Origin of the sequence: Flavobacterium omnivorum, from assembly GCF_900099915.1 — a bacterium.
GTDB lineage: Bacteria > Bacteroidota > Bacteroidia > Flavobacteriales > Flavobacteriaceae > Flavobacterium > Flavobacterium omnivorum.
On the sequence record NZ_FNDB01000006.1, the window covers coordinates 126,982 to 148,713 of the forward strand.

Consider the following 21,732-nt stretch of genomic DNA (forward strand, 5'->3'; position numbering starts at 1 on the left):
TTTAAATGTCATATTATATTTTTTTACTTCTTAATTTCTAATTCTTCATTCCTAACCTCCTGCTTAAACTTCCCACTCGCCTTTTGCGATGAATTGCGTTTTTCCGCCAATATTTATATCAAAATGATCATTTGTCATTTTCCCGTCAAAGTAAATCTGCGACGGTCTGTTTATAAAATCACCCTGATGATTGATAATTTGAATTTCTGGCGCATTATATTTTAACAGAAAAGCCTGCAAACAAGTGCTTGCACTTCCAGTTGCTGCATCTTCTATAAGTTGATTATTTTCTATACAAAGCATTCTACTGGTTAATTTTGTGTCTTCTAAACAATAAAAATATAACGATCTATGATTGGTTTTACAATGCTTGTGTAGCCAATCGTTCGTCTTATCCCTATCCAAAATCAAATTCTGTAAAACTTTTTTGTTTTTGACAGGAACAATCACAAACGCGCTTCCTGTGGTTACTTCCTGAATGGGAAATGCATTATCAAAATCAACACTGCTTAAATTGCTGAAGTTCGAAAAATCTTCTGCTGAAAAAGTATCCAAAAACTCTGGTTGAGCAGCTTGTAGCCATATTAAATCGTCTGATTCATAAACTACAATATCACCTATTGGAACTGACAAATTGATCTCTTCAGTGCGCTTCTCAAAAATTTTGTGCATCAAAACCCACGAAGTTCCTATTATGGGGTGGCCCGCAAATTGCATTTCGTGTTCTGGAGTAAAAATTCGTATTGTTGCTGCATTATTTTCCTGATCGATCTTGGTGATAAAAGTACTTTCGGCAAAGTTTGTTTCTCGGGCAATGGTCTGCATCTCAGTAGTGCTTAACTTTTGTGCATCCAAAAACACAGCCAGTTGATTACCCGCATATTTTTGTTCCGCAAAAACATCTACTATATAAAAAGGGATTGTCATTCTTTGATTTTTTTGGCTTTCGACTAGGCTGAAAATTTCACACTCATTTTAGTTGTTTTCTAACTTTCTTACCGTGTTTCTTTATTTCGTAATTGATGAATTTGTTTTAGACTCTTCTGCTTTTATAGTGTTCAATTCTCTTTGCGCATCTGACACTACATCCGGAAAATCAGTAAAATTTTGTATTACATTTTCCAAAATATAGGTTGCCTGATAACTGTCTTTCAATCCGTAGAAGTTTTTTGCCATTACTACTAAGCCTTTGGCTCCAAAATATTTGTAACTAGCGTAATTTTTCGCTAATTTTTGAACAGCAACATTTGATTGTTCAAAATTTCCGTCTTTGTTTTTAAAATAAGCATCATAATACAATGCTTCAGCCGCTAGTTCTCCTTTTGCAATCGTCATTAATTTGGTGTAGGCCACTCTTGCTTTTGCTTCATCTCCCGTTTCAATTGCCGCACGCGCTATAATTATTTGAGCATCACTTTTTACATTATCATCAGCTTTTGGATTCATCAAAACTTTCTCTGCATACGTGCCTGAATTACCATAATCTTTCTTGTCATAATACAATTTCATCAAATTGGATTGTGCAAAAGTCGTGTTTTGAGAAATATCAGATTCGTTTTCTAAACGGGATAAAACTACAATTGCCTTGTCGTGCTGTTTGTTTTTAAGAAAAATTTGAGCCAATCTTGACAAAGACTGCTCTGTAAACTCACTTCTAGATTGCGCAATTACATACTCAAAATTAGGAATTGATTTGGTTTCAGATCCTTCTGAATAATACGATTGACCAAGATAGTAATTAGCTTTTAAGGCATGAATGCCGCGAGGAAATTGATTTACATAACCACTAAATCCCTGGATAGCTTGCTTAGTGTTGTTTTGCTGAAATTGTTTTTCAGCAGCTTCATAGGTGTCATTATCCAATTCAGCATCAGTAACAGCTACAAAATCCAATGTACGGACCCAAGTTGCGTATTCATCTACCCTGCCATTGTCCACATAAATTAATCGAGCGGTTGCTACCGCTTCTAAGGCCTCCGGAGTTCTAGGGAAATCCGCCGCTACTTTTTTAAACTTCAACAATGCCTGATCGTCATTATCGGTATTATAATACACTAACCCTTGACGCAAAATAGATCTCGAAGTGAAAGAACCTTTTTTAAACTCCGTATTTAAACGCTCGTATGTTTTTATGGCAAGATCATTTTTGTTAGCGGCAACATAGGTATTAGCCAATTCAAAAAGTGCATCGTCTTTGTATTCAGACTTTGGATACAATTGGACAAAAGAGTTTAATTCGGTGATTTTAGTATCATTTTTGTCCATAAATCCGAAGGAAATGGCTTTTTGAAAGGAAGCATAATCCGCGTCTATACTTTTAGATTCAATCACTTTATTATACGCATCCATTGCTGGACCGTATTTTGAAGTTACAAAACGACAATCTGCTAAACGCAAATACGAATCATTCAACCGCACTTTATCAGCTGGTGCTTTCTCTATTTGGTTTTGAAAATAATCCCCTGCTTGATCGTATTCTTTTAATTTAAAATAGGAATAGGCAATATTATAATTATGGTTTTTGTATTCTGGGGTTTTTGAAGCTTGATTTGAACCAGCAAATTGTTTAAAACTTAACAATGCCTCCTTGAAATCATTTGTAACATATTCAGCCTCCCCTTTCCAAAAAATGGCTCTGCTGGTGAAAACTGCATCTTTTTGTTCGATTGTAGCTTTCGTAAACATTTTCAAAGCATCTTCATACTTTCCATCCGTATACAATTCCAGTCCTCTATAAAACAGTACTTTTTGATAGGCTAATTTATTTTCCGGCGATTTATTTTTTTCTAATAAAACCAACGCTTCTTTGTAGTTTTTGGAGGAAATATAGGAATCAATTAGCAATTTATCTACCTCAGAACGGTTGGCGTTATTTGGATATTTATTTAAAAAAGATTGAAGAACTGCTGGTACACTTTGATACGAATTTCCTAATTCATAACTTAATTTAGCATAATTCAAACTGGCATCTTCTTGTATAGCCAAGTCAAAATCCATTTCCGAAGCATTTTTAAAAGCATTCAACGCTTGTTGTTTTTTATCGGTATTGAGGTAACTTTCTCCTAAATGGTAGTATGCATTTTGAGCTACAAAATCCTTTCCACCAATGATTTTATTGAATTGGGAAATGGCATTTTCGTAGTCTTTTTGTTTGTAGTACGCATATCCCAATTGGTAAAAATCAGTATTGTTCCACTTTCCTCTTTTCCCTTTGTAAGCGACCAAAAATGGAATGGCAGTATCGTATTTATTTAAATTAAAATAGCTTTCACCAATGATTTTATTTAATTCTGATTTTTCCAAAGGATTTGATTTGGCCATTGCTTTCTGACCTAGATCAATTGCTTTTTGGAAATTTCCCAGCTTAAAATTCATATCTGCTTGATAATAAGAAAGCTTTTCTTTGTATTTCTCGTCACCTGAAACGGCGTCAAAATACTTTGTCGCTTGCTTATAATCATCTCCTTCATAGGCCATAAAACCGAGGTAATATTTGGCCTGAGACCCATATTCAGCAGAATTTACTACCTTATTCAGGTAGGAAGTAGCTTCTTTTTTCTTTTTAGCATTAAAAAAACTATAGCCTTTTTGGAAATTAAATTTATCTTGATCCTTTCTACTCAAACTACTTTCATCCACTTTGTCAAACCATTGTAAAGCTTGTGCATAATTGCCTTGAGTAAAATGATACTGCGCTACTTCAATATAAGCTTGATTTTGCTTTACGCTTGTTGGGTAATCTGTTACAAATTGCTCCATCAAGGCATCCGCATTTGCTTGATTGGTTCGAATGGCACAATTCGCAGCGTAATACGCACAGTCTGATTTCAATTCTTCCGTGGTGGCCGTTTCCTTTACTTTGTTGAAAATGAGTTGTGCCGATGCATATTGCGCATCCTTAAATAGAGAAACCGCTTTATTAAAATCTTTTGAATCGTGCGTGTATATAGCCGATTTTTGTGCTGAAAGCACCGCCGTTATTATAAAGAAAGAAAAGAAGTAGGTCCAAGAAAATTTACGCATTGTGATTTTATTTTAATAATTCAAATGTATTATATTCTGAACTCTATAACGAATCACAATTGGTTTTTATTATGAACATTTTTTTATAACCGTTCATAAATTAACCTTCTTAAAATAGACGGACCAATAACTATACTTTTTAATAACCTGATCACCCGATCCGTTAACACAATAGTAACTGACAACGAGTTTTGGCTTAACACCATAAAAATACCTTTACTTTAATAAATTTAAACATAAACATTAAAAAAAATGAAAGTTAATTACTATTTTATTTTATTGAGTACACTATGGTTTTTTACAATTAAAGCACAAGAAAACAGCACTTTAAAAGGAATCATCACAGATGAAGCAGGCAAACCTCTTATTGGCGCATCAATCAACATTAATACCATATCTAAGAATACGATAACTGATATTGCTGGAAGTTACCAATTGCAAAATATAAAATTCGGCACCTACACCATTCAAGTGGCCTACCTTGGTTACGAAAGCCAAAAAATTTCAATCTCTTTAAACCAATCCCAAACAACACAAAATTTTATTTTAAAAGAAAGTTCCTTTCAATTGGATGGCATTATTGTTACCGCCCAAAAAAGAGAACAATTAAATAAAGATGTTCCCATAGCCATTACCTCTTACGGAGGAAAATTTATTGAAAATTTAGGAATTTCAGAATATGATGCCTTTTCAGATTATGTTCCTGGATTACAAATCCAGATTCAAAGTGTAAATAATCCTGGTATCGTTATTAGAGGAATTACCAGTGATAGTGGAGATTCTCGAGTAGAACCTCGTGTTTCTATTTTTCAAGATGGTGTTTCAATCAGTAAATCCAGAGGATCTGTGGTAGAATTATTTGACATTGAACGCGTTGAAGTACTAAAAGGTCCTCAGGGAACTCTTTTTGGTAGAGGTGCGCAAATTGGTGCCATGCATATTATTCAAAACAAAGCTAAAAACGAGAATTCAGGAGAACTGAAAATAGGAACGGGTAATTTTAACCAATTCTCAGTGAATGGGTTTGTAAACACTTCCCTTATTAAGGACAAACTATTTGTAAGAGTAGCCGGAATCCTAAGTAAAAGGGATGGTTTTATAGAAAACAGATCTGGAGGCAACTTGAACGGAAAAAAAACTGTGGCATTTAGAACTTCGTTAAAATATTTAATTAGCGATAAAACCAGTTTAGATGTAATTGCAAACTGGCAACAGGATACTCCGCCGGGAACTAGCTTCAAAAGTAGAACTTTTGCACCCCTTGGAGGAACGACCAGCCCAAATACGTTTGCAGACTTAGAGCGAGGATCCGAATTGGGGATTGACAGAGAAGTATATGGTCTTACAGCGATATTGAAATCTGAGATCAACCCTAATTGGGATATGACAGCCACTACAGCTTATAGAGCATTTAATTCAGATGAAGCTTTTGATGCCGATGGTACGGCAGCTCCAGTACTTTACTTTAGAGAAATTGCTGAAGGAAAACAATTCAGCCAAGAAATGAGATTCAATTTTAGTGATAAAAATAAATTATCCGGTTTCTTTGGAGCAAATCTTTTTTATGAAAAAGGATCACAAGCGGTTCCTTTTGAAGTAAATGAACAAAGTTATTTTGCCTTATTGGCAGCTAGAAACACACTAATCGTCAATGGCGTTGCTACCTTATACCCAAACATTCCAAATGACCCTGCTTTTGGTCCATTGGCAGGAGCACCACTTTTACCTTTTAATAAAGAAAAATCAACCAATTTTGGCGAGAATTATTCTGGAGACCTCTTTGCTGATGCCTCTTATGACTTAACCGATAAATTAACCTTCACAGTGGGCATAAGAGCAACTTTGGAAAATAGCAATGCGGGTTTAGAAGTTCAAAATGCAGATCAGCCGGGTGTGTTGGGTAATTTTTTAGGGGTTTATCCTAACAACTTATTTGCGCCAACAAATGGAAAACGTACCGCTAGCGAAACCTTCACCTCTGCTGTTGGCCGATTTGCCATAAATTATGACATTACAGACCATATTACTCTTTTTGGGAATGTTGCCAGAGGCCGAAGACCTAATGTAATTAATGTTACTGCAAAAACTGTTGATGTATTATCAGATGAAACGGTATGGTCTTATGAATTTGGAGTCAAATCTCTTTTCCTAAACAACCGATTACAATTTGACATCAACGCTTTTATCTACGATTACAGCAACTTTCAAACGACTATTGCACGATTAGACGAACAGAATGGCTTAGTGATTCTGCCAAATGATAGCGGCGCGGCATCAACTTTTGGTTTTGAAACCGCCGTACAATATCAATTTACAAAAAACAGTTCATTCTTTGCTAATTATGCATACATTGATGCTGCCTTTGATGAAACGGATTCGGACGGAAACCAACAACAATTAGCGGGAAATACTTTCCGATTGACTCCAAAACATTCTTTTTCTGTTGGATTCAATTACAATCCAACCGTCAGTACGAAAATAGACCTTTACCTTAGACCTAGCTATACTTACAAATCGAAAGTATTTTTTGAAGAAACAAACCTACCTAATATTTCACAAGGAGGATATGGCCTTTTGAATATCAGAACGGGTTTAACAGTAAGAAAAAAGTACGAAATTGGATTATTCATGACTAACCTTTTTGACAAAAAGTATATTATTGATGCAGGTAATACCGGAGGTGCATTTGGAATACCTACTTTTATAGCTGGTGCACCTCAATTTTATGGTGTACAAATGGCGGTTAAATTTTAAAAATGAAAAAAACAATAAACACGATACTTGCAGCACTCTTTTTCTGCACTTCTATTTTTGGCCAAGAAGGAATAAGCACAATAGAAATAGCCAACTTAGATTCCTATCTCGCTAATGCAGAAGCCTCAGTAATTGGAATCAAGCCAAATAATGCAGCTAAAATAATGTGGGCTGATGGGTATGAAAACAAAAAAACAGCTGTTGCTTTTGTTTATTTGCATGGTTTTGGCGCCAGTCACCGTGAAGGAGAACCAGTTTTAAAAATGCTTTCTACAAAATACAAAGCCAACATCTACCTCTCCCGTTTAGAGGAACATGGTATTTATCGTAAAAATACCTTTGAATTTCTTACGCCTGAAAACTATATTGCCTCTGCAAAACTAGCATTAGAAATTGGGAAAAAACTGGGAGAAAAAGTGATTTTAGTAAGCACCTCCACTGGAGGAACTTTAAGCTTGAAATTGGCATCCGAAGATCCTAGTATCTCGGGATTGATTCTTTATTCACCCTTTGTGGATTTATTTAATCCTGCCATGGCTGGAATTATTCTGCCAGGTGGTAAAGAGAAATTCAAAGAGACCATTGGCGGCGATATGCAAACACAAAACCGCCCGGAAGAACAAGCTAAATACTGGTCTACCAATTACCACATCAATGGATACGTGTCCTTAATCACAATGCTTAAGCAAAACATGATCGAAAATACTTTTGAAAAGATCAAGTGTCCGGTTTTCTTAGGTTATTATTATAAAAATGAAAAGGAACAAGACCAAGTCGTTTCCGTTGCTGCCATGCATAAAATGTTTAACTCTTTAGGAACACCTGAAAATAAAAAAACAAAAATAGCCTTTCCTGAAAGTGGTGATCATGTTATTGCTTGTGATTTGCGTTCTAAGGATTGGCAAGGCGTTTATCAGGAAACAGTGCGCTTTTTAAACCAAACAATCTTACAGTAAAATATGAATAAAATTTTAATCACAGCAGTTCTAGCAATGTGCCTGCTAGGCTGCAAGGCTAAACAAGAAAAACAAACAGTCCAATTACTTCCTGGTGAAATTCAAACTCACTTTAATTTTGATTTACAGGGGCATCGTGGAGCCAGAGGACTCTACCCCGAAAATTCATTAGTTGCCTTTGAAAAAGCAATCGAATTGGGTGTAAATACTTTAGAACTAGACGTTGTTGTTACAAAGGACATCCAAATACTGGTATCCCATGATCCGTTTTTCAATCACATAATTTGTTTGGATAGTTTGGGAAACACTATTAACAAGGAGGACGAATTAAACTTAAATATCTACCAGACTACATTTTTACAAGTACAGCAATATGATTGTGGCAGCATCACACATTCGCAATTTTCTGAGCAGACTAACAGTACGATTTCAAAACCATTGCTACTGGATGTAATTGCGCAGTCTGAACTTTTATCTGACCAAAAGATCAATTATAATATTGAAATAAAAAGTACTCCAGAGGGGGATAATAAATACCATCCAACACCTCAGGTTTTTGTGGATTTATTTATTAAAACGATCCAAGGGCGTATCCCAATGGAAAGACTAACGATCCAAAGTTTTGATTTTAGAGTACTGCGCTATATACATCAAGCCTACCCGGATTACAAACTAGCGACTCTGGTGTATAAAGATAGTGTAAAAACAAATTTAGATGCTTTGGGATTTAATCCAGACATCTACAGTCCGGAACATACGCTATTGACTGCCGAAGTTGTAGCAGAATTACAGGCCAAAGGAATGAAAGTTATTCCTTGGACTATTAATGAAGTAAGTCGGATGAAAACGGTTCTAGGTTGGGGAGTTGATGGTATCATAACGGATTATCCCGATAGAGGATTGCTCTTTAAAAAATAAGAAAACCCGTCTGGATTTCGCTTTTTCCTGAAAGCAACAAAACAATCATGCTTTGGGCGAGGGTCCTGAAAAGATCCTTAAAAAATCAAATTTCATTAAAAGAGTAGAAAACCTTCCTTTTCTACTCTTTTTTTATGCTAAAATGAGAAGTTCAAGCAACAATAACATGAGGATAAATTGGCTTAAAATAGCGAATTACTATAAGAAGATGTTTTATTTTGGTAGTCTCACTTTAGGAATCGGTTTTTATATAAAAAACCTAGACACTAACCCTAAACCCCATCAATAGTATTTTGAATTCGTCCTGAAACAAAATCCCTACTTTCCCCGTTTTATCCCTGTTTTTTGAAAATCCGTTGAATACAACAGAATTTATTTTGAATAGAAGCGTTATCTTATTACTTTTACCCCAAAAACAAATGCAAACTATGTCACAATCCGTACTGTCTTTAAAAAATGTAACTATTTATCAAGAAGGAAAATCTATTTTAACAGAGGTGAACTTGGAAGTAAATCATGGGGAATTCCTTTACATCATTGGAAAAACAGGATCAGGAAAAAGCAGCTTAATGAAAACTTTGTATGCTGATTTGCCATTAACCGAAGGAGAGGGAAACATTGTAGACTTTGATTTAGCCTCTTTAAAAGAAGATGACATTCCTTTTTTGAGAAGAAAGATCGGAATCGTTTTCCAAGATTTCAAACTGCTTCCAGACCGTACTGTGAATGACAACATGCTTTTTGTACTTAAAGCAACGGGCTGGATCAATAACGTAGACATGCAGCATAAAATTGAAGAAGTTTTGAATAAAGTAGGGATGAAAGATTTTGGTAAAAAAATGCCACATCAGCTTTCTGGAGGTGAACAACAGCGAGTGGCCATCGCTCGTGCTTTGCTGAATGATCCCGAATTAATTCTTGCAGATGAACCTACAGGAAACTTAGATCCACAAACAAGTGCAGAAGTATTAGAGGTATTAAAAAAAATCAATGCCAATGGAAAAACCATCATTATGGCAACGCATGATTATGCCTTGTTAATGAAATTCCCTTCCAAAACATTGAAATGTGAAGACGCCAAAATTTTTGAAGTGATTCAGCAGCGAAACGCATAATGCTTTCCATTCTTGTTCCTATATACAATTACAATGTTTATCCGATGGTTTTGGAGTTGCAAAAGCAATGTATAAAGCGCGGAATAGTGTTTGAAATCTTGTGTCAAGACGACGCTTCACAATCAAGTTTGAATGCATTTAATGAGAATGTAAACGCATTATCCAATTGCAGTTTTGTTTCTATAAAAGAAAAACTAGCGCATCGAGAAAACAGAAATTCCCTAGCTGAACAAGCAAAATTTGATTATTTGCTTTTTATCGATGGAGACTCTATTATTATTCATGATAATTTTATAAAAAAATACATTGACAATCTTCATGATTTTGATGTTGTTTATGGCGGTAGGTTGCATCCTGAAAAATGCCCTTCCGACGATCAAAAACTACGTTGGAAATACGGAAGATTTATTGAAGATAAAACTGCCGAAAACAGAAAGAAAAAAACCTATTCATCCGTACTCTTTAACAATACTATAATTAAAAAAGAGTGTTTCAATCAAGTAAAATTTGATGCTCATCTAAAAAAATATGGTCACGACGACACGCAAGTTTCGTATCAATTAAGTCTGTTACAAGCTAGAGTAAATCATATAGAAAATGCTGTTGAACACGGAGATATTGACATAAATGTGGTCTATATAAAAAAAACTAAAGAGTCTTTAGAAAATTTGATTGCGTTGTACCAATCCAAAAAAATTGATGTTGTTTTTGTCAAGCTGCTTCGCTTCTATGACTTTTTGAGAAAAACAAAATCAACTTTTATTATTGCAAAAATACATTTCGTACTGGAGCGCGCGCTCGTTCGGAATTTAACCGGAAATAATCCTAATTTATTGCTGTTCAATTGGTTTCGAATCGGCTATTTATGTTCCATTAAGCAAGAAAATTAATTCTTTTTTATTCTAATAAATAATTCATCCCAAGTTTGCATAATCACATCGATGTTGTATTTTTCGATGGATAATTTCGCGTTTTCACCCATTTGTTGTCTTAGTGTCGCATTTTCGATTAGATCTACTACGGCTTGCACGTAATCTGATTCCTTGGCATTTTCGATCAAAAATCCATTTTCGTTCGGAGTCAAAATTTCTCTTGGCCCACTGGGGCAATCATAAGCAACGCATGGCAATCCAGCCGCCATCGCTTCAATTAACACCATGCCAAAAGCTTCAAAACGAGACGTCATAAGGTAAAAAGAAGCTTCCAAATATTTCTCTTCAATATCTTGAACTGGCTCATGAAAGGTAACATTATTATAAATATTTAGATTTTTAGCGATTGAACGTAAATCTAGATTTTCAGTTGATTTCCCGTAAATATCCAACGTCCAATCTGCGTGGTTTATTACTACTTTTTTCCAAATTGCCAACATCCTGTCAAATCCCTTTTCATAAGTATGTCTCCCAACGGCGATTACTTTTTTGCTTTGTAAAGCATTGTGCTTTCTTATCGTAAACCATAATGGATTTGGAATCACTAGCGTATTTTTGACATTCCATTCTTTTCCACTTTCGCTAGTTAAGACTACAAATTGATCGTATTTTTTGATACCTCTGTTTTTCAAAACAGTCCTAAAACTTAAAGTGATTTTAGTCAAAATGTTTTTTTTAACTTCTTTTTCCTCGATAAATCTGGAACTGTGCATTTCTAGAATTAGCGGAATTTTATTTTTTAAAATAAAAGGAATTAAGTAGGCTTTTAAACCGTTATCACATACAATAATGATATCTGGCTGAATGACTTTTAGTTTCGCTTTTAATGCATTTTGGTACAAATTAAAACGACTAATTGCAGTGCCTGTTAACAGCATATCGTGAAAAACAATATTCTGATTGAAGGGATGGAATAAAGCAGAAGAACCATTGTTTTGAGTAAAAATATGAACCTCGTATCCAAAGTGTTCAATAAGATAATTAGTTTTTATCGAAAGTACTCGAGCGACACCTCCCGCGTTATTGATGTTAGGAACAAGGTATAAAAGCTTCATTTTTTAGACTCCAAAAATTCATTAAAATCCCGAATATAGTCTTCTTCGTCATAAACATCGGAAGCCAAAACCAAACATACGGCTCCTGAAGAAAAGTTTTGTAATTCTCTCCAAATTCCCGTCGGAATATGCAAACCAATATTAGGTTTATTCAATAGAAATGATTTTTTTTCTATTCCGTCATTTAAAACTACTTCAAAACTTCCGCTCAAAGCGATTAAAACTTCTTGCTGCACAATATGTGAATGACCCCCTCTAAAAGCATTACTAGGAACATCAAAAAGGTAGTACACCCGTTTGAATTCGAATGGTAAAACGGCCTCTTGAATAAATGCAAGGTTTCCCCGCGTATCTTCTACAACGGGAATTTGCAAAAGTTGAATGTCTATTAGTGTCGTCATAATTCTATTTTAAGGTGATTTTCATTAGATCCAACCATTGTTTTCCGATAGTTGAAACCGAAAAAGATTGCACACTTCGCAACGCATTTTGCTTGCAATATCGATATAAATTTTCGTCTTCCTCCAATAAATTCATTGCTTCGGTAAGTTTTTCTATATCTTGGTTGGCAACCAACAATCCATTTTCCTTATGCTGAATCATTTCTCGGGGTCCTGATGAACAATCAAAAGCTATAACTGGCGTTTCACAAGCCAAAGATTCTAAAATAACATTAGGCAAACCTTCATTCAAACTACTCAAAACAAAAAATCGTGCCTTTTTTAAATATTTGAAAGGATTGTCCTGATAGCCTAAAAAATGTACTTTATCCACTATATTTCTTGCTGTAGCCACATTTAAAAGTTTTTGCTTTTGTTTGCCATCACCCAGTAAAACCAAATGAATATTGTTCGTTGACAAAATAGATTTGAAATACGCTTCAATCAGTTTGTCAAATTGTTTGATATTCGTTTCCATTTGGCCTACGCCAATTATATAATCAAATTCAAGCTCATTCTCCGCTTTACTTTTTACGGTAATTTGATCAATGTCAATTGGATTATAAATTCGGACAACATTTTTAAGTTGGTGTTTCTTTTCTATTAATGCTTTGGATTCATCCGAAATACTTACTAATTTATAACAATCTCCGTACATAAAACGACTAAGAAAAGTCCAGTTTGGCATGTAATGATCAATCAAAAAACTATGAACTGTAAATATAGTTTTTGTTTTATAAAGCCATTTTGCTATGAGTATTTCTTGAATGGGTTTTATCCTAAATCGCAAGTCGATGATGAAATCAAATTGATTTTCGTTCAGGTATTTTTTAAGAAAAGTAAACCGATTCCATTTATTTAAAAGGCCGTTGGATGCATTTTTGAGCTTACCTAAATTAATAAGTTTTCCTGAATAGTCATATGAAATGGAATCGACAACTATGATATTGTGAACCTCCAACCCTTGTTTTTCAAAAAATTGAGATAAAATCGCCATCACTTTTTCGGCTCCGCCAGTACTTAATCGATAACCAATTAATGCAATTTTAATTTTTTTGTTAGGCAATATCATTATCGATTTCTTATTTTCGTATCAAATATAACTCTTTTAAAAAAATATGCAAGACAATCCATTGGTTACCGTTATTTGCTTGTGTTACAATCAGCAGGAATATATCTTGGAGAGTTTATTTTCAGTTATTAATCAAGATTATCCAAGAATAGAACTTATTATTGTTGATGATTGTAGTACCGATAATTCAAAAGCAGTAATCGAAAAATGGCGTTTTGATTTCCCGAAAATCCAATTTATTGCAAACGACACTAATTTAGGAAATACCAAATCTTTCAATAAAGCCTTGAAAAAAGCCAAAGGTGAATATATCATTGACTTGGCGGCTGATGATGTTTTATTACATCATTGTGTTAGCTCACAAATAAATGCGTTTAAAAATACAGCTTATAAAAATATCGGAATTGTGTATGGAAATGTTGAATTAATTACTGAAAAAGGCATTTTTGACTCTAATTATTTCACTGTGGACCATTATAAAAAAGTAATAAATCCTCGAATTACGGGTAATATTTATGAATCCGTTCTTACTGGCGGAGATTGCATGTGTTCAGTTTCATCGATGGTTAAAAAAACAGTATTTAATTCTTTAAATGGATATGATGAGTCGCTGGCTTATGAAGATTTAGATTTTTGGATTCGCGCCTCTCGAGTATATGATTTCGATTTCATTGATGAAATTTTAATCCAAAAAAGAACGGTCGAGCATTCATTAGGATCCCATTTTTTTAAGAAAAATGATGCTAAAGCACTAAAAATAAACCACTCTACTTATTTAATTTTAAAAAAGGCATTTGCACTGAATAAAACAAAAAAAGAGAATAAAGCCCTTCTAAAACGCATTCATTTTGAATTGATTTTGGCCTTTAAAACGGCAAACTACATGCTTATAGTAAAATATATTTCTCTAAAAATAAAGTTGAGATTGCAAGTGCTTTTTTCCTAGTCTAGATTATCAAATAATCATCCAATGCTGCTTTTTCACCCTCCCAATCTCTGGAAATAGAATCTTTTATGAATTTTGCAGGAATACCTCCAATTAAAATATTATATCCAAAAGAAATATAATCAGAGTTGCACAAGCTATTTGAAGCTATAGTACAAAAATCAGGCGTTTTAGTTCCTTTAAGTACCGTCACTCTGCTGGATGCGTAATTGTAATTCCCAATTGAAATAGGTGCTGTCATCTTACACTTTTTGCCAGTTTGAGTATTCACCATATGATGGAAATTTGTATCTATAATTTGAGATTCCGAACCAAAACGGGCATAATTTCCCAATACAACTCGTTCAATACAAATCAACTTTGCATTTGAAGCTAATGATGACATGTGACCAAATTCACAGTATCCATCTATTCCGATATACATAAAATAATCTTTACCAATTTGTACGTTTCCCCTAAAAACGATAGCACCTAAAATATTGATTTCGGCAATACCTTTGTGCAGCGTGTTCATTTCATACGGTTGTCCAAAACCGATCATTCCCTTTGTAATAGGCCCAATGATTTGGATTTTTCCAGTTATTGCAGTGAATTTTACGTTTCCATAAAAAAACACGGGAAGCTGTTTAGCAACACCAAAAGGAAATTTTTTAAAATTAAAATATAGCGTTTTTGTCCAATTTACAGAATAATAAAACTGTAGCTTTTGATAAATTGCTCTTGCTTTTCTATAATTATGTTGTACAATTTTAATCATTTTTTTTCTTGATTAAAGCATTGAAAAATTCTTTTAGCGCCATCTTTTTATTCATTTGAAATAAAACAAAAACGATAGAGAGCACTACCATCATTGCCATTGAAGAATATTTAAAAATTGGATTCGGAATGTATCGAAACAAAAAAGTGGCTAGACACATCAGGATGCAAATTAAATATATTTGGTAAAAACCACTCTCAAAAAAGAAATCATATCTTTTTTTAGTAATTATTTTTAAACCAAAAAAATGAATCACATAATATACTAAAAAACTAAAACCCAGTCCTTCCAATCCATAAAAATAATAGCCTAAAACATTTAAAAGTAATGATAACGTATTGAAACCTATTGCTGTTTTAAGAAATATTTTTGAATCTCCTTTGGCGATCAAAATATATCCCATGGACCATGAGACTGAACGAAATAGCATTGCCAAAATTCCAAAACAAACCATCGGAATGATAATAGTAAATTCAGCTGTAAATACCACTTTGACGATAAGTGGTATCAATGTTAAAAACAAAATTATTATAGGGGTAATAATCAATATAGAAAGAAACGATTGTTGCGAAACACTCGATCTAACTAAATCATTATGATCACAAATCGAAGCTAATCTCGGAAAATAATCAGTACTCATTACCGTGAAAATAATTCCAACATACGAATTCAACAACGTAAAACCTGCATTGTAAAATCCTACTTGTTCCAATCCACCTTGTTTGCCTACATAAATTTGGATTAAATACGTAGTTAATAAAGTCAACAAGCCGCTAATTGTCAGCATAAATCCTAGCTTAATGATACGCTTTCCCTCTGTTATTAATTGGGGCTTTGCTACGTTCTTTCTTTCGATTATTACTTTTTTCGAATAGTATAAAGAAAATACTAAAGCCGATAAAGAAATTCCAATTATCGTGGGAACAATTGCATCAATTCCATAGCAATAATACAACGGAACAGAGACTAGCAAACCACAAATATTTCCATATAAATTTGCTTTAGCTAAAAATCTCATTTTTCGTAACCCTTGCAAAATCGCTAATTCTACCGTTGTCAATTGTTTAAATAGTAATACAATCGAAAGGAGCATAAAGGAATGCATTTGTTCTGTATTTCCAAAAGTAATCAGACTCAACCAATTTGATAAAAGCAACATTACTAAAGACCCTATGATTCCAGTTACTAATGCTACTTTTTTAACCACTGAAACCGTAACCGAAACTGTATTTAAATCTTCATTCTTGTAATCTGCTGAAATATGCTTGACTGCACTTGTTTCGATTCCTAAACCGGAGAAACCACTAATGATACCAATAGCAGAATTTAACAAAGCAATAATCCCCATTCCCGCTGGACCTATAAAAACAGCAATTAATTTGGTTCGGATTATAGAAATAAAAATCGTGAGAAACTGAACACCGCCAAAAAGCGAAGTCGTTTTTAAAATTTGATGATATGACGTTTTAGTATCAGACATTCTTTAATATCGATTTAAAACAGCAACAATATAAGTAATCTCATGGATCGTCAAAACTGGACTTATAGGCAAACTCAATACTTCATCATGAATTTTTTGCGTAATAGGAAAAGACAAATGATTCCAGTCAGATAATGCTTTTTGATTATGCGGCGGAACTGGATAATGTATTACCGTTTGGACTCCATTTTTATCTAAATAGTCTTGTAAATCAAGTCTATTTTGGGTTCGAATGACGAACAAATGAAAAACATGATTATTTGACAAATCCCAAAATGGGAGCGTTATTTTCTCATTTTTAATTTCAGACAAATAGCGTTTGGCAATTGTTCTTCGCTTTTCATTTTCAGCATCTAAAAACGGTAATTTCACGTTCAAAAAAGCTGCTTGGATCTCGTCTAATCTTGAATTAATACCAATGTAGTCATTGTAATATTTGGTTTCCGAACCATAATTCCGAAGTGACCGAATGACTTTGGCTAATTCCAAATCACTTGTGGTAACCGCACCGCCATCACCTAATGCGCCTAAATTTTTTCCCGGATAAAAACTGTATGCTACGCTTGATATTTGATCACTGATTACTGATTCTTGATTTCTGATTGCACCGTGAGCCTGAGCTGCATCTTCAACAACCAATAAATTATTCACCATAGCAATTTCTTTTATCCTATCCATTTCTGCCAATTGCCCATAAAGATGAACCACCAGAATCGCTTTGGTTTTTGAAGTAATCTTTTGAGAAATTAAATCGGGGTTGATATTGTAAGTTTCTAACTTTGGCTCGACCAAAACAGGAATTAAATCTGCTTGTAAAATCGACAATATACTAGCAACATAAGTGTTCGCAGGCACAATAACCTCATCGCCTTTTTGCAATTTTCCCAACTGAATGTATCCTTTGAAAATCAAAAGTAAAGCATCAAAACCATTTCCCACACCTACACAATATTTTGTTCCGCAATAGTTCGCAAAACTGGTTTCGAATTTATTGACTTCATTACCTAAAATATACCAACCATTATCTAAAACCGATTTCAATTTTTCTTGAAAAGCAGCTTCATACGGATCATTTATCCTTTTTAAATCAAGAAATGGTATCATATAAGATTCATTTTATAAAAATCCTGACTGTAAACAGAGCATCCTAATTCTTCTTTTTGTTTCAAAAGTCCGGCATGATATCCTTTTTCGTTGTCCGCATTTACGATTCCCATATCAAAAAATAGTTTGCCTTCGCTCTTGTATTTCTTTATTAAATTAATAAATAAAAAATCCAACGCGCGCAACTCTTCCCCTTTTTTGGTGGTAGCTCCATATTGCGATTTGACAACGGTTTCTGTTTCGAATACGGTGATACCTGCAATAATAACGTCCTCAAAATTTACTGAAAACTGTTTGATATTATTCGGAAATTTTTCCTTTAATTTAGTAATTTCTTGTAAAGTATGTACTGGCGTAGCATTGTATTTCTCCAATAATCTTGGCTCTAAAACCAATTCCCAAAATGATTCCAAATGCTGTTCTTCGACCATTTCTAAATCGAGTTCTTCAATTTTCCTGAAATGCTTTAGCTTGCTTTTTGAAATTGTCAAAGGCATGGCTAAATTGATACCCAAATTCATTTCTTTTTTATCCAAAAACGCTCCTTTTTTAAGCATGAAAAATTCCATCTCAGCGTTACCTTTTGAAGAATAGAATAAAGGAATGGGTTTAAAAAAGAACGATTGCACCTCATTTTCTTTAAAAAAGAACACAAGAGAATCCAAAATGTTTTCTACTTTTTCTCCATTCAATTTAGATGAATAAACCAATCCGCCATACGTTAAACCTTGATGGGAATAAACAATGTCTCCAACTCTATTTGCCGGTAAAACAGCAATTAATTTTTCACCCTCAAAAACCATCAACGAAAAATCCTCGAATCGATCTTTGTGGTATTCCATAAAATCTCGGTGAAATAAAAAAGTAGCATTTTTGGCCTGACCAATAACGGCATTCCAATTTGCATAATCACTTTCCCGATATGGTTTGACTGAATAATTTTTCACTGTTAAATTTTAGACTCCGTGAAAGTAATCAATTTTTATTTATGTTCTAAAGTAGGTAAATACCATTTGAATTTTACAGCCATTAATCGAACCGAAATGATAACTAGTGACGTCGTTAAATACAAAACATCATTATCTAAATTCAGTTTTCGAAGCAGGAAAAAGACAATTCCGCCCAAAATACAAATCGTAGCATAAATTTCTCTTCTGAAAATAACCGGAATTTCAGTACACAAAATATCACGAATCACACCTCCAAAACAAGCCGTCAAGGTTCCTAAAGCAATACAAATAACAGGATGAAGACCAATGTTGATTCCTTTTTCAAGACCAATCAATGTAAAAACACCCAATCCAATAGTGTCAAATAAAAATAAAGAAGTACGCAATCTATCGAATTTTTTTCTAAATATAATAGCTAAAACAAAGCCAATTGCTATTACAAAAACATACTTTAAATCCAACATCCATCCCACAGGAGTCCGCCCAATCATGATGTCTCGGAGTGTTCCACCACCAACAGCAGTGACAAATGCGATGATAAATACCCCAAAAGGATCCAGCTTTTTGTTCATGGCCGTCAATGCGCCCGACATAGCTAAAGCCATCGTACCGATGATATCTAATAAGTGAAACATTTGATTTGGGATTTTGATTTTCGAATTCGGACAAAAATAAAGAAATTCCTCGTGAAACAACCTTAAAACTCCCACAATATGACATTCTCTTGGTTTCCAACAAATATTCGAACCCTATTATAAAAACTGGATTTTGTCTATGTATCTTTGTAGCTATTAATTAAATAGTTGAACGTCTTGAAACAAATCACTTCCATACAAAATCCATACATAAAATCTTTAGTACAATTGCAGGAAAAGGCAAAGGCACGCAAGCAATCCGGAAATTTCTTAATGGAAGGCAAACGTGAAATTGCAATAGCCGTTAAAGGGGGTTACGAAATAGAAACACTATTGTTTTTACCTGAAATTTGTTCTGAGGCCGAAGCGCGTCAAATAGCTCCGACTCCAGCATTGATAGAAATCAATAAGGAAGTATATCAGAAGCTTGCTTATCGAGATACTACCGAAGGTGTTTTGGCTGTTGCCAAAACCAAATCAATGCAATTATCTGATTTGAAATTATCTGAAAATCCTTTAATTCTAGTTGCCGAAGCGCCCGAAAAACCAGGAAATATTGGTGCACTACTTCGCACAGCCGACGCTGCTAATTTAGATGCCGTGATTATTGCCAATCCAAAAAGTGATCTATACAATCCAAATATTGTGCGTTCTAGCGTAGGTTGTTTATTTACCAATCAGATTGCCACTGGAACGACATCAGAAATTATTACTTTTTTGAAAGAGCGAAATATCAGTTTTTATTGCGCCACTTTGCAAAATTCGACTACATATCATACACAGGATTATACCACCCCAACTGCATTAGTTGTTGGCACAGAAGCCACTGGATTAACGGAGGAATGGCGTACGGCAGCAACTCAAAATATTATTATTCCAATGCAAGGTGAAATCGATTCGATGAATGTTTCGGTTGCAGCGGCTATTTTGATTTTTGAAGCCAAAAGACAAAGAGGGTTTTAGATTTTTGATTGCAGATTAACAATTTTTAATGGCAGATTTAAAAACAAAAAAATATGAAAAATAAATTATTAATTGCATTAGCATTAATTTCAACCACATTTTCTTTCGCACAAATTAGTCCGATTCAAGTGGATGAATTAGTTGATCGTACTTTAAAAACATTCAATGTTCCTGGAATTGCTGTGGCAATTGTGAAAGATGGAAAAATTATTCATGCGAAAGGATATGGTGTAAAATCAATCTTGACTAATGAAAAAGTGGATGCCAATACCCTTTTTGGAATTGCATCTAATAGCAAAGCGTTTACAAGTGCTGCCCTAGCCATGTTAGTAGACGAAGGAAAAGTAAAATGGGATGACAAAGTCATTAAATACCTTCCTAATTTTAAGATGTATAATGAATACGTAACGAATGAATTTACAATTCGGGATTTATTAACGCACCGCAGCGGATTAGGCCTTGGCGCGGGAGACTTGATGATTTGGCCTGACGGAAGTGATTTTACAGCGACTGATATTATTCAAAATATACAGTATTTAAAACCCGTTTCCGCCTTTAGAACCCAATATGATTATGACAACTTACTATACATTATTGCTGGAGAAGTAATACAAGTAGCAAGCGGCAAGAACTGGTGCGATTTTGTAGAAGAACGCATGATGAGACCATTGGAAATGAATAATAGTGCCGCTTCATTTGTACGATTGAAAGATACCACCAATGTTATTGCACCGCATGTTCCCATCAACGGGGAACTAAAAGTAATTAAACGCTATAAAAACCAACTCTTTGATGCAGCAGCTGGCATTTACTCTAGTGTAAATGATTTGAGTAAATGGACCATTATGCAAATGAACAATGGAAAATATGGCGCTGATAACAAGCAATTATTCTCTAAAAAAGAGCACGATGAGATGTGGCAATTGCAAACCATAATCCCTGCAGTGAATAAACCTCCTTACAATACGCATTTTAGCGGCTATGGCTTGGGCTGGTTCCTAAGTGATGTAAAAGGTTACAAACAAGTAACCCATACCGGTGGATTAGAGGGTATTGTTACTCAAGTAACGCTTTTACCAGAACTGAATTTAGGAATTATTGTTTTGACCAATCAGCAGTCTGGCGCTGCGTTCAGAGCAATTACCAATACTATAAAAGACAGTTATTTAGGCATTCAATCCGAAGATCACGTGGCTAATTACAGTATAAGTCTAAAACAAAATGAAGCCTCATCAGACAAAATCACAGACGAAGTTTGGGCAGCTGTAGCTAAAAATAAAAAAGACAAAATCAAAATTGATTTTAAAAGCTTCATAGGAACCTACCAAGACAATTGGTTTGGCGAGGTGGTACTTTCAGAAAGAAAAGGAAAATTATTTTTTGCCTCCAAACGCTCTCCACAGCTTACTGGCGAAGTTTTTTTCTATAAGGATGCGAATTATGTAGTAAAATGGGATACTGCTTATTTCCATGCGGATGCTCATTTGTTTTTTGAATGTGATGCTACTGGAAAAGCAGTACGACTAACAATGAAACCCATTTCTGAATTAACTGACTTTAGCTATGATTTTCAGGATTTAGATTTTAGGAAAGTGCAATAATCAAGTTGAATGTCACATTTGTTATTAGTAC

General features: G+C 34.3%; 18 protein-coding genes. 8 read left to right on the forward strand and 10 right to left on the reverse strand.

Annotated features, from left to right (window positions below; translation table 11 throughout):
* Positions 1 to 63: 63 nt before the first annotated feature.
* Complete coding sequence (locus BLS90_RS08525; RefSeq protein ID WP_091257239.1) at positions 64 to 927, reverse strand: PhzF family phenazine biosynthesis protein; 864 nt, start codon at positions 925 to 927, stop codon at positions 64 to 66.
* A gap of 81 nt (positions 928 to 1,008) precedes the next feature.
* Entirely contained in the window at positions 1,009 to 4,023 is a 3,015-nt protein-coding gene (locus BLS90_RS08530; RefSeq protein WP_091257240.1) for a tetratricopeptide repeat protein, read from the reverse strand.
* A 252-nt stretch (positions 4,024 to 4,275) separates the two neighbouring features.
* On the opposite strand from BLS90_RS08530, the gene BLS90_RS08535 reads away from it, so the two are divergent.
* The 5 genes from BLS90_RS08535 to BLS90_RS08560 all read left to right on the forward strand — a co-directional run bounded on the left by BLS90_RS08535 (position 4,276) and on the right by BLS90_RS08560 (position 10,656).
* Positions 4,276 to 6,777, forward strand: a complete 2,502-nt coding sequence (locus BLS90_RS08535; protein ID WP_091257241.1) for a TonB-dependent receptor — start codon at positions 4,276 to 4,278, stop codon at positions 6,775 to 6,777.
* 2 nt (positions 6,778 to 6,779) lie between these two features.
* Positions 6,780 to 7,733: an alpha/beta hydrolase gene (locus BLS90_RS08540; RefSeq protein WP_091257242.1), complete on the forward strand. Its 954-nt coding sequence runs from the start codon at positions 6,780 to 6,782 to the stop codon at positions 7,731 to 7,733.
* A gap of 3 nt (positions 7,734 to 7,736) precedes the next feature.
* The gene (locus BLS90_RS08545; RefSeq protein WP_091257243.1) at positions 7,737 to 8,651 is read left to right on the forward strand and encodes a glycerophosphodiester phosphodiesterase family protein; all 915 of its coding nucleotides are present in this window, start codon (positions 7,737 to 7,739) and stop codon (positions 8,649 to 8,651) included.
* Between the two features lie 428 nt (positions 8,652 to 9,079).
* Positions 9,080 to 9,766, forward strand: coding sequence for a cell division ATP-binding protein FtsE (locus BLS90_RS08555; RefSeq protein WP_091257245.1), 687 nt, complete (start codon positions 9,080 to 9,082; stop codon positions 9,764 to 9,766).
* On the forward strand, positions 9,766 to 10,656 hold the full coding sequence (locus BLS90_RS08560) for a glycosyltransferase family 2 protein (protein WP_091257246.1): 891 nt from the start codon (positions 9,766 to 9,768) through the stop codon (positions 10,654 to 10,656). The genes BLS90_RS08555 and BLS90_RS08560 overlap by 1 nt, the downstream gene beginning before the upstream one ends.
* Here the strand turns inward: BLS90_RS08560 and BLS90_RS08565 are convergent.
* From BLS90_RS08565 to BLS90_RS08575, 3 genes are read right to left on the reverse strand one after another with little or no spacing between them, the layout of a single operon-like run.
* Positions 10,653 to 11,753, reverse strand: a complete 1,101-nt coding sequence (locus tag BLS90_RS08565) for a glycosyltransferase family 4 protein (RefSeq protein WP_091257247.1) — start codon at positions 11,751 to 11,753, stop codon at positions 10,653 to 10,655. The genes BLS90_RS08560 and BLS90_RS08565 overlap by 4 nt on opposite strands.
* Entirely contained in the window at positions 11,750 to 12,154 is a 405-nt protein-coding gene (locus BLS90_RS08570; protein WP_091257248.1) for a sugar 3,4-ketoisomerase, read from the reverse strand. Before BLS90_RS08570 ends, BLS90_RS08565 begins: the two co-directional genes overlap by 4 nt.
* Before the next feature lie 4 nt (positions 12,155 to 12,158).
* Positions 12,159 to 13,265: a glycosyltransferase gene (locus tag BLS90_RS08575; protein ID WP_091257249.1), complete on the reverse strand. Its 1,107-nt coding sequence runs from the start codon at positions 13,263 to 13,265 to the stop codon at positions 12,159 to 12,161.
* Positions 13,266 to 13,311: 46 nt separating this feature from the next.
* Between BLS90_RS08575 and BLS90_RS08580 the strand changes: the two genes are divergently transcribed.
* The gene (locus BLS90_RS08580) at positions 13,312 to 14,211 is read left to right on the forward strand and encodes a glycosyltransferase (protein ID WP_091257250.1); all 900 of its coding nucleotides are present in this window, start codon (positions 13,312 to 13,314) and stop codon (positions 14,209 to 14,211) included.
* Between the two features lies 1 nt (position 14,212).
* On the opposite strand, the gene BLS90_RS08585 is transcribed toward BLS90_RS08580, so the two are convergent.
* The 5 genes from BLS90_RS08585 to BLS90_RS08605 are packed head-to-tail and all read right to left on the reverse strand — an operon-like array spanning position 14,213 to position 19,137.
* Positions 14,213 to 14,968, reverse strand: coding sequence for an acyltransferase (locus tag BLS90_RS08585; RefSeq protein ID WP_245705070.1), 756 nt, complete (start codon positions 14,966 to 14,968; stop codon positions 14,213 to 14,215).
* Positions 14,961 to 16,448: an oligosaccharide flippase family protein gene (locus BLS90_RS08590; protein WP_091257251.1), complete on the reverse strand. Its 1,488-nt coding sequence runs from the start codon at positions 16,446 to 16,448 to the stop codon at positions 14,961 to 14,963. Before BLS90_RS08590 ends, BLS90_RS08585 begins: the two co-directional genes overlap by 8 nt.
* Before the next feature lie 3 nt (positions 16,449 to 16,451).
* Entirely contained in the window at positions 16,452 to 17,552 is a 1,101-nt protein-coding gene (locus BLS90_RS08595; protein ID WP_091257252.1) for a DegT/DnrJ/EryC1/StrS family aminotransferase, read from the reverse strand.
* The gene (locus BLS90_RS08600; protein WP_091257253.1) at positions 17,549 to 18,499 is read right to left on the reverse strand and encodes a FemAB family protein; all 951 of its coding nucleotides are present in this window, start codon (positions 18,497 to 18,499) and stop codon (positions 17,549 to 17,551) included. The genes BLS90_RS08595 and BLS90_RS08600 overlap by 4 nt, the downstream gene beginning before the upstream one ends.
* A gap of 35 nt (positions 18,500 to 18,534) precedes the next feature.
* Complete coding sequence (locus BLS90_RS08605) at positions 18,535 to 19,137, reverse strand: trimeric intracellular cation channel family protein (protein WP_091257254.1); 603 nt, start codon at positions 19,135 to 19,137, stop codon at positions 18,535 to 18,537.
* A gap of 177 nt (positions 19,138 to 19,314) precedes the next feature.
* Between BLS90_RS08605 and BLS90_RS08610 the strand changes: the two genes are divergently transcribed.
* Together BLS90_RS08610 and BLS90_RS08615 are read left to right on the forward strand one after the other, a co-directional pair.
* On the forward strand, positions 19,315 to 20,100 hold the full coding sequence (locus tag BLS90_RS08610) for a TrmH family RNA methyltransferase (RefSeq protein WP_091257255.1): 786 nt from the start codon (positions 19,315 to 19,317) through the stop codon (positions 20,098 to 20,100).
* A 53-nt stretch (positions 20,101 to 20,153) separates the two neighbouring features.
* Positions 20,154 to 21,701: a serine hydrolase gene (locus BLS90_RS08615; protein ID WP_091257256.1), complete on the forward strand. Its 1,548-nt coding sequence runs from the start codon at positions 20,154 to 20,156 to the stop codon at positions 21,699 to 21,701.
* Positions 21,702 to 21,732: the final 31 nt, after the last annotated feature.